The sequence below is a fragment of the Kitasatospora griseola genome (assembly GCF_014648555.1).
GTDB classification, from domain to species: domain Bacteria; phylum Actinomycetota; class Actinomycetes; order Streptomycetales; family Streptomycetaceae; genus Kitasatospora; species Kitasatospora griseola.
On sequence record NZ_BMRI01000023.1, the window covers coordinates 14,398 to 22,961 of the forward strand.

Genomic DNA, 8,564 nt, shown 5'->3' on the forward strand with positions numbered 1-8,564 from the left:
GCCCCCGCCCCCGTCACCGGCACTCCCCTCCTCTCCTCCACCCCCTGCCCGCCCGGCATCCTCCCCCCGGCCACCACCGCCTGGTGGATCCAGCCCCGCATGTGACGCCGCATCGCCCCCGGCCCGCCGGGTCCCCTGCCCCGAACTCACGAAGGGGGAGGGAACTCGGCGGGCCGCGGCATCGGCGGGGAGCTGATCGGTGAACGGCCCGGCGGCTGCTTCGACTGCAACCTCGGAGCCCTGGACGACCGCCCCGTGCTGCCCGGTTGGGGCGGCGCTGTCTCCGTCACGCCTCGCCGACCGACACGTTCGCGTCCTGCTGCGCCGAATCCGCGCACCGGGCCGTCACCGAACCCACACGATTCGTTGAGTTTGGCCCTCGGAGCCCGCCGAGCGGCCGAAATCACCTGATCGGGTGTTCACATGCTGGACACGCTGTCGATGAATACTGGTCAGCACTGGGACAATGGTGTGGACCACAGGTCCCACCCCGTCGCACGGCGCGTGTCAGGCGTGCCGGCGGCGATCCTCAACGGCGAGGAGGACCAAGGGCGATCCCCGGGACGGGGCGCCCTCGTGCACCATCCGATTCACGGAAGGTTGTGCCTTGATGCCGGCCACCCACAGCTCCGCCGCGTCCACCGACGCCGGCGCCCGCCTGATCGAGCCGCTGTACCAGGAAGTCCTGCGGCGGAACCAGGGCGAGAACGAGTTCCACCAGGCGGTCCGTGAGGTCCTCGAAACGCTCGGCCCGGTCCTGCTGCAGCGTCCCGAACTCGTCGACGCACGGATCATCGAGCGGGTCTGCGAGCCCGAGCGGCAGCTGATCTTCCGCGTGCCGTGGTCCGACGACAAGGGCGACATCCACGTCAACCGGGGTTTCCGGGTGGAGTTCTCCAGCGCCCTTGGCCCGTACAAGGGCGGACTGCGGTTCCACCCCTCCGTCAACCTCGGAATCGTCAAGTTCCTCGGCTTCGAGCAGATCTTCAAGAACGCCCTCACCGGCATGCCGATCGGCGGCGGCAAGGGCGGCTCCGACTTCGACCCCAAGGGCCGTTCGGACGCCGAGATCATGCGTTTCTGCCAGTCGTTCATGACCGAGCTGCACCGCCACCTCGGCGCGTACACCGACGTCCCGGCCGGTGACATCGGTGTCGGTGGCCGCGAGATCGGCTACCTGTTCGGCCAGTACAAGCGCATCACCAACCGCTACGAGTCCGGTGTCCTCACCGGAAAGGGCCTGGGCTGGGGCGGCGCGCAGGCCCGCACCGAGGCCACCGGCTACGGCTGCGTGATGTTCACCGAGGAGATGCTGCGCACCCGCGGCGAGAGCCTGGACGGGCAGCGCGTGGTGGTCTCCGGCTCCGGCAACGTGGCGATCTACGCGATCGAGAAGGCCCAGCAGCTGGGCGCGACGGTGCTCACCTGCTCCGACTCGACCGGCTACGTGGTCGACGAGAAGGGCATCGACCTGGCCCTGCTCAAGGAGATCAAGGAGACCCGCCGCGGCCGGGTCTCCGACTACGCCGAGGCGCGCGGCCCGCACGTCAAGTACGTGGCGGGCGCCGGCGTCTGGAGCGTCCCGTGCGACGTGGCGCTGCCCTGCGCCACCCAGAACGAGCTGCACGAGGCGGACGCGCTGGCGCTGGTCCGCGGCGGCGTGAAGGCCGTCGCCGAGGGCGCCAACATGCCCACCACCCCGGAGGCGGTGCGGGTCTTCCAGGAGGCCGGCGTGGCCTTCGCGCCCGGCAAGGCCGCCAACGCGGGCGGTGTCGCCACCTCCGCGCTGGAGATGCAGCAGAACGCCTCCCGCGACTCGTGGACCTTCGAGCACACCGAGAACCGACTCGGCGAGATCATGAAGCACATCCACGACTCCTGCTTCACCACGGCGGAGAAGTACGGCAGCCCCGGCAACTACGTGGTCGGCGCGAACATCGCCGGCTTCGAACTGGTCGCCGACGCGATGCTGGCCCAGGGCCTGATCTGACGCCCTGCCGTCGAACGGACCCGGACCGCGGCGGCGGTCCGGGCCCCTCTCGTCGGTGTGCGGCCGCTCGTCACGCGGCCTTGACCAGGTTCTTCGGCGTGTTCCGGGCGACTGCCACCGGTGTGCTCGTGGTCTCCTGCGCGTCGTGGCGCGGCCACAGGGCGAGGGCGCCGGCGGCTCCTGCTGCGGCGAGGGCCGCCAGGACGGTCCAGGTGAGCGGGAAGCCGGCGATCGTGCCGAGCCGGCCTGCGATCGGGTAGGTGATCAGCCAGGCCAGGTGCGACAGCGAGAACTGGGCCGCGAACACCTCGGGGATCGCGTTGCGTCCGACGGAGGCGCGCAGGACCTTGCCGGTCGGGGTGATGATCAGCGCCATGCCGACCCCGGTCGCGGTCCAGATGACCGCGGTGCCGGTCCAGCCCACGAGGCCGGCCGCGATGACGGTCGCTGCGGCGGCGGTCGCGGCCGCCAGGACGGCGGCGCCGGTGATCATGACGGTGCGGGCGGCGATCCGGTCGAGGACGCGCGGGAGCAGGAGCGCGGCCAGCAGCGTTCCGGTGCCGGAGGCGGCGAGCATCCAGGCGACGTCCGACTGCGAGCCGCCGAGTTCGTCACGGACGTAGTTGACGGTGTTCACCACGACGATCGAGCCGGCGGCGGCGACCGTCAGGTTCAGCGCCATGATGCCGCGCAGCCGCGGGGTGGTGAGGAAGGTCCTGATGCCTGCCGCCGCCTTGTCCCGGGCCTTGGTGTGACCGCTCGGGCGAGCATTCGGGACACGGGTCGACAGGACGAGCAGCGCGGAGAGCAGGAACCCGACGGAGGTGCCGAGGAACAGCCGGTCGAAGCTCAGGAACGCCAGCGCGACGCCGGCCAGCACCGGGCTGAGCAGGCTCTCCATGGTGGAGGCGACCTGGGAGGCGGACAGCGCCCGCGTGTAGGCGGAGTCGTCGGTGACGATGTCGGGGATGACGGCCTGAAAGGTCGGGGTGCACGCCGCGGAGCCGGCCTGGAGCAGCCCGATCAGGACGTAGACCTGCCAGATCTCACTGACCAGCGGCAGCAGGAGGACGACCGAGCCGCGGATCACGTCGAGCGCGACGAGCAGGGCTCGTCTGGGGAGCCGGTCGATGTACGGCGGCGGCCAGCGGTGCGATGACCACGTACATGACCATCTTGATCGTCAGGGCGGTGCCGAGGACCGTGCCGGCGCGGGGTCCGGCGAGGTCGTAGGCGAGGAGGCCGAGGGCCACTGTGGTCAGTCCGGTGCCGAACAGGGCGATGACCTGGGCGGCGAACAGGTGGCGGTAGTCACGGATGGCGAACAGTCGCATGACAGGTTCCTTCCGGGTCCATGCGGCCGGGCACGGCCCCCGTGGGTGGCGGCCGTGCCCCGCGGATACAACAGGCAGGGGTGTCTTCACTGCGCACCGGCGCCGCCCTCGTTTCCCGGCGTGAGGCCGGCCAGGAGGTTGAAGGCACCGGTGAGGACGTTCAGGGCGACGACGCCGACGACATCGGCGATCGCGCGGTCGCTGTAGCCGTGCGCGCGCAGCGCGGCGACCTGCTCGTCGGTGATGGACGTCGGTTCGCGGTGGATCCGGAGGGCGAGGGCGATGATCGCCGCGATCGCGGGATCGGCCGAGGTGCCCTCGCGGGCCCGCTCGATCTCGTCCTCGTCCACTCGGAGCGCGTGGGCGGCGTCGACGTGGGCGTCGAGACAGAGCCCGCACCCTTGCTGCACCTGGAGGGCGACGGAGATGCGTTCGCTGATCCTGCGGTCGAGTTTGGCGCGGCCCATGGCCCGGCTGAGCTGGAGGTATCCGCCGAGGACGGCCGGTGAGTGGGCCATCGTGGCGACCATGTCGCCGATGCTGCCGTGCCGGGAGACCAGGTCGGCGAGGAGGTCGCGGGAGGCGCCGACCGCCGTGTCGGGCGTGAGGGCGGAGAGGCGGGGCATTCCTGTACTCCTTTCCTGGGAGCGGGCGGAGGTGTGCGCGCGCTTTCAGTGGTGGCCATGGTGCGCGTGGTGGCTGTGGTCCTCGTGGTGGCCATGCTGCTCGTGCTGCTCGTGGTGGCCGTGCTGCTCGTGGTCCGCGTGCTCCGGCGCGGTGGCGATCGCCTTCGCGGTCGTGCGCACCGTGAACTCGGCGGTCCGCACGGTGCCATCGTGCTGGAAGTCCAGGTACAGGCGGTACGTGCCGGCCGAGGGGGCGACGGCCATGAACGAGATCTCGGGGCCGGGCGCGGTGACGCCGTCGCCGGGGGCGCCCTCCGGGTGCACGTGCAGGTAGCCGAGGTCGCCGACGCGCAGCGCCACCAGATGTCCGAAGGCGGCCAGGTAGGGCTCCAGGTCGGTCACGGGGTTTCCGTCGCGGTTGACGGTGAGGGTCAGTTCGCTCGCCTCGCCGGCCAGCAGCTCGCCGTCCAGGGTGACCGCGTAGTCGCCGATCCGGGCGACCCCGGTGGCCTCCGGGAGCGGGCGCGGGTCGTAGGGGCCGGCCACCGCGACGTCGGCGCCCAGGGTCAAGGTTCCGGGGTGGGCGGCCGGGTGGATGTCGGTGAAGAACCGCCAGTCGCCCGGTGTCAGGGTCAGCTCGGTGGTCCAGACTCCGTTGTCGTCCCGCACCGGGTGCACGTGCTGGAACCCGGAGGTGTCCCGCCGTACGGCGATGAAGTGCAGTTCCTTCTCGTGCTCGGGCACGAACTCGGTCACCGGCCGCCCGTCGGGGCCGGTCACCCGGAAGGTGATCGTCTGCGGGCCGGTGCCGAGGATCGTCGCGTCGAGTTCGAGGGTGTACCCGCTCTCGGAGACCGACAGGCCTCCGGCCTGGGCGCCGCCGTGCTGGTGGGCGGCGTGGCCGTGTGCGGCGTGGCCGTGGGCGGCGTGGTCGTTCATGACATCTCCCTGGGTCGGTTCTGCGTTCTCGGGGCTTCGTCCCCCTCCAACGACCGCAAACATATACCCCTGGGGGGTATATGGAAAGGCTTCGCGGCCACCCACTCGCAACACGTTCCACGGCAACCGGGCTACCCGCACCGATCACCGCCGGCGGGCCCCTCGCACCGCACGCCTCGACCAGCTGCCGATCTGACGGCGGGTCAACTCACTGCCCCGCCACGCCTCCGCCGATAGTGGGCGGATGAGCACACCTGGTCTCCGCCGCCGGGCCGCCCTGCTGGGCGGGCTCGGCTGCGCCCTGACGGCCTGTTCCGCGTCCCACCCGGTCGCCCGGAACTTCTCCTCGCCCTCCCCGTCGCCGACCGGCTCCGCGTTCCCCGCCCCGTCCGCCTGGCAGCCCGGGCCGGGCGAGCTCCAGCCGGACGTCAAACTCCGCGCGGTGCAGGTGGTGGAGGCGATCGGCAGCTGGCCGCCGGGCGGCCAGGGCGCGGCGGCGGCCGGGCAGCGGGTGGCGGCGCTCGGGCTCCCGGCCGAGCTGGCCGCGCAGGGCGGGACGCTGCTGGCGGACGCCCCGCAGGCCGCGGTGGAGGTCGTCTACGCCCAGTACGGCGGGCTGCTGAGCGACTCGGCGAGCGTCCTGGTGGTGTGCCGCCAGTGGCTGGCCGGGCCGGACGGCGCCCCGCAGTCCGCGGGCACCACGGTGGACGTGCGGCTGTCGCAGGCCGATCCCCGCTGGAACGTCACCGCCCTGCACCCCGCGGACCCCGGTCCGGCGGCGGCCACCCTCCCCGACCCGGCGACCCGGGTGCTCGCCCAGCCCCGGATCGTGCTGCCGCCGGCCGCCGTCGCGGACCTCCGCAGCGGTCAGGTCCACGACTCGGCGCTGAACGCGATGCTGACGCTGGCCGGGCCGTACAGCTTCCAGGTCAGCGTGGTGCGGTCCGGACATCCGCTCCTGGTGTTCGGCACCGACCGGCCGAGCGACCACCCGCTGGGGAAGGCCTTCGACACCTGGCAGATCGACGGCCACCCGGTGGTGGACCCGGCCACCCCGACCGACCTGGTCGACTCCTTCATGCGCGCCGCCGCGGCGGCAGGCTCGTACAATGTCGGCGGCCCGCGCCTGCTGGCGGGCGGGAGGACGGCGAACCAGTTCTTCAGCGACCCGACCCACCACGACCACGTGCACGCCGGCTTCACCGCCTGATCCGACTCCCGTTCGCAACTCGAAACCCCTTGCGCTCCGCCTGTGACCTGCGACAACGTGGCGGAAGTCGATCAAGCTAGGGGTAGGGGTGGGAGTGGGATCCGTGCGGACTCGCCGGGGTGGAGCGGTCGCAGTGGTGCTGGCGGCCGCGCTGACGGGATGTTCGGGGAGCGCCCCGGCGCCGCAGCCGCCGCCCGCGCCGTCCGGCCGGTCGGCCGCACCGGGCCCGGACACCGCGTCCGCGCTCGAACCGGCCGACCCCGCCCAGGAGTTGGCCCAGCTCCGGGCGGCGATCGAGGCCCCGCCGCAGCCCTTCTCCGCAGTGCTCACCGTCCAGTTCACGGACGACACGCTCACCGCCCGGCGGCTTGGCGTGGTCAACGTGGCGGACGGCCTGCAGACCGGCGCGCTCGGCCTGGTGTCAAGGGAGCAAGGGGCTGAGCAGCAGGCCTATCTGACGGTGACCCGGGACTTCACGTACACCCGCGTCTCCGACCGGGCGTGGGTGCGGTCGGCGCGCTCCCCGGAGCCGCTGCTCGCCGACCACCGGGCGATGGCGCGGGCGCTGCTGCAGAGCGACCCGGCAGCCTTCCGGGGTCGGGCCAGGATCCGGACGATGCGCGGCGGCACCGGCTTCCACCTGGTCGGACGGCTGCCGCTGGCGGCGGTCGCCGACGCGTTCGACGCCACCGCCCGCGAACGGCTGGCGCGGCACCGAATACCGGACTGCGAGACCGATCTGCTGCTCGACGCCGACGGCCGGCTCTCCGAACTCACCCTGACCTGCGAGGCCGACGGCTACCGGCTCCGATCCACCACCGGCCTGGCCGAGTTCGGCCCGGCCGCCGAAACTCCGCCGCCGGACGACCTCTGACGCGCCCGACACCCTCTGATGCGCCCGACCACCTCTGATGCACCTGACACCCGACCGGCCCCGGACTCCTGCCGGAGCCCGGGGCCGGGTGGCACTGCCGTTGACGCCTCGTCAGCAGCTGATGCTGCCCTTGCGCAGGGCGTGGCTGCCGGTGTTGCTGTCGTCCGACCAGTAGACCGGCTTGCTGCCGCCCACGCACTCGTCGGCGCCGGCCGGCGTGAAGCCCTCGTTGTTGATGTTCGGCATGCCGGACGGGCGGTTGTAGACGGCGGTGACGGCGAACGCGCCGCTCGCGTTCACCTGGAAGGTCCGGTGCTGGCCGGAGCAGGTGTCGTCGCAGACCACCCAGAGCCGGTTGGCCTGCTGCTCCCACTGGAGTTCCATCACGCCGGCCATCCCGCTGCTGACCGTGGCGACCTTGGTGAACCCGCCGGCCTCCAGCAGCACGTAGCCGGAGACGGTGCCGGAGCCCTCGACGCCGACGAAGAACACGCCGCCGGTGTGCGCGGCGTAGCGGCTCGGGTCGTAGGCGGCGCCGGTGGCGGCGTCCTTGAACCCGGCGCCGGTCAGGTAGCTGTCGGGCACCCAGGTGATGCCCTCCAGGCCGAGGTTGGCGCCGGTGGCGGGCAGGTCGGCGGTGAGGTTCCACTCCCGGGTGGCGCTCAGCGTGTTGCCGGTGCCAGACACGTCGTAGCGCAGCACGGACAGCCGGCTGGTGGACGAAGCGTCGGCGTTGCGCTCGCTGGAGACGTACACGCCGCCCGCCGAACCGGCGCCGGTCAGGGTGACGCCCTCGTCGTCGGGGGTGCCGGTGCCGCCCGGGAAGCGCAGCGCCTTGCCGGAGCCCCAGCCGTTGGCGGTGTCGGGCGTCCAGCCGCCGGAGCCGTTCGGGACCAGCCGCCACAGCTTGCCGGAGTTCTGCGCGCCCCACATCACCCCGCCCTCCTGGTACAGGCCGGACAGGTCGGTGCCGAACACGTTGGCGGCGTCCGCAGTGGCAACCGTCGAACCGCCGGGCCAGGCCACCGGGGTCGTGGAACCGCCGCCGCTGGAGCCGCAGTTGTTGGCGGCGCCGAGCGTCAGGGTGGCGGCCTGGGTCCAGCCGCCGGTGCCGTCGGCGCAGCGCGACCAGGACGGGTTGGAGTGCGAGGTCCAGCTGAACGAATCGACCGGGGTGACACCGTCGGCCAGGTACAGCCGGGCGCTGTCCGCAGAGCCCAGGCCGAAGCTGCCGTGCACGTCGAACGCCTTGAAGCCGCCCGGGGCCAGGCTGGTGCCGGACGCGATCTTGTACTTGCTGCTGTCGTTGTCGTCCTTGAGGATCCACCCGGACACGTCGATCGTCGACGTGCCCTTGTTGTACAGCTCGATCGAGTCGTTCACCGATCCGGTCGTCACCACCTCGTTGAGGCGGATGTCGTCGGCCGGCGCAGCGGCGGCGGGCGAGGCGGTCAGCACTCCTGTGCCAACGGCCGGCAGCGCAACGGCGGCCAGCAGCAGGGAGAGGCGACGATGCCACCTGGGGGCACGCGGTTCGGTCACGGTTTCCGTCCCTCGGATCGGTGTGGACACGGCGCCGACCAACCTCCCG

8 protein-coding genes are annotated in these 8,564 nt (G+C 72.3%); 3 read left to right on the forward strand and 5 right to left on the reverse strand.

The features are described 5' to 3' along the window. Nucleotides 1–610: 610 nt before the first annotated feature. On the forward strand, nt 611–1,990 hold the full coding sequence (gene gdhA, locus IEZ12_RS25010) for an NADP-specific glutamate dehydrogenase (protein WP_189274896.1): 1,380 nt from the start codon (nt 611–613) through the stop codon (nt 1,988–1,990). A 70-nt stretch (nt 1,991–2,060) separates the two neighbouring features. On the opposite strand, the gene IEZ12_RS25015 is transcribed toward gdhA, so the two are convergent. The 4 genes from IEZ12_RS25015 to IEZ12_RS25025 form a co-directional block, all read right to left on the reverse strand. After that, nucleotides 2,061–3,080, reverse strand: coding sequence for an MFS transporter (locus IEZ12_RS25015; RefSeq protein ID WP_229847961.1), 1,020 nt, complete (start codon nt 3,078–3,080; stop codon nt 2,061–2,063). Further along, nucleotides 3,037–3,324 carry a hypothetical protein gene (locus IEZ12_RS40845; protein WP_229847963.1) on the reverse strand — a complete coding sequence of 96 codons (288 nt, stop codon included), beginning with the start codon at nt 3,322–3,324 and terminating at the stop codon, nt 3,037–3,039. Before IEZ12_RS40845 ends, IEZ12_RS25015 begins: the two co-directional genes overlap by 44 nt. 86 nt (nt 3,325–3,410) lie before the next feature. Then, on the reverse strand, nt 3,411–3,950 hold the full coding sequence (locus IEZ12_RS25020; RefSeq protein WP_189274897.1) for a carboxymuconolactone decarboxylase family protein: 540 nt from the start codon (nt 3,948–3,950) through the stop codon (nt 3,411–3,413). Between the two features lie 45 nt (nt 3,951–3,995). Then, the gene (locus IEZ12_RS25025; RefSeq protein ID WP_189274899.1) at nt 3,996–4,889 is read right to left on the reverse strand and encodes a DUF8832 domain-containing protein; all 894 of its coding nucleotides are present in this window, start codon (nt 4,887–4,889) and stop codon (nt 3,996–3,998) included. A 244-nt stretch (nt 4,890–5,133) separates the two neighbouring features. On the opposite strand from IEZ12_RS25025, the gene IEZ12_RS25030 reads away from it, so the two are divergent. Next, on the forward strand, nt 5,134–6,099 hold the full coding sequence (locus tag IEZ12_RS25030) for a hypothetical protein (protein ID WP_229847965.1): 966 nt from the start codon (nt 5,134–5,136) through the stop codon (nt 6,097–6,099). A gap of 103 nt (nt 6,100–6,202) precedes the next feature. Continuing rightward, nucleotides 6,203–6,973 carry a hypothetical protein gene (locus IEZ12_RS25035; protein ID WP_189274901.1) on the forward strand — a complete coding sequence of 257 codons (771 nt, stop codon included), beginning with the start codon at nt 6,203–6,205 and terminating at the stop codon, nt 6,971–6,973. Nucleotides 6,974–7,084: 111 nt separating this feature from the next. On the opposite strand, the gene IEZ12_RS25040 is transcribed toward IEZ12_RS25035, so the two are convergent. After that, nucleotides 7,085–8,515, reverse strand: a complete 1,431-nt coding sequence (locus IEZ12_RS25040) for a lamin tail domain-containing protein (RefSeq protein WP_189274903.1) — start codon at nt 8,513–8,515, stop codon at nt 7,085–7,087. Nucleotides 8,516–8,564: the final 49 nt, after the last annotated feature.

Excerpts from the sequence above, each read along its gene's own strand:
- IEZ12_RS25020 (WP_189274897.1), bottom strand. The coding sequence starts at position 3,950 with ATGCCCCGCCTCTCCGCCCTCACGCCCGACACGGCGGTCGGCGCCTCC.
- gdhA (WP_189274896.1), top strand. The coding sequence starts at position 611 with ATGCCGGCCACCCACAGCTCCGCCGCGTCCACCGACGCCGGCGCCCGC.
- IEZ12_RS25025 (WP_189274899.1), bottom strand. The coding sequence starts at position 4,889 with ATGAACGACCACGCCGCCCACGGCCACGCCGCACACGGCCACGCCGCC.
- IEZ12_RS40845 (WP_229847963.1), bottom strand. The coding sequence starts at position 3,324 with ATGCGACTGTTCGCCATCCGTGACTACCGCCACCTGTTCGCCGCCCAG.
- IEZ12_RS25030 (WP_229847965.1), top strand. The coding sequence starts at position 5,134 with ATGAGCACACCTGGTCTCCGCCGCCGGGCCGCCCTGCTGGGCGGGCTC.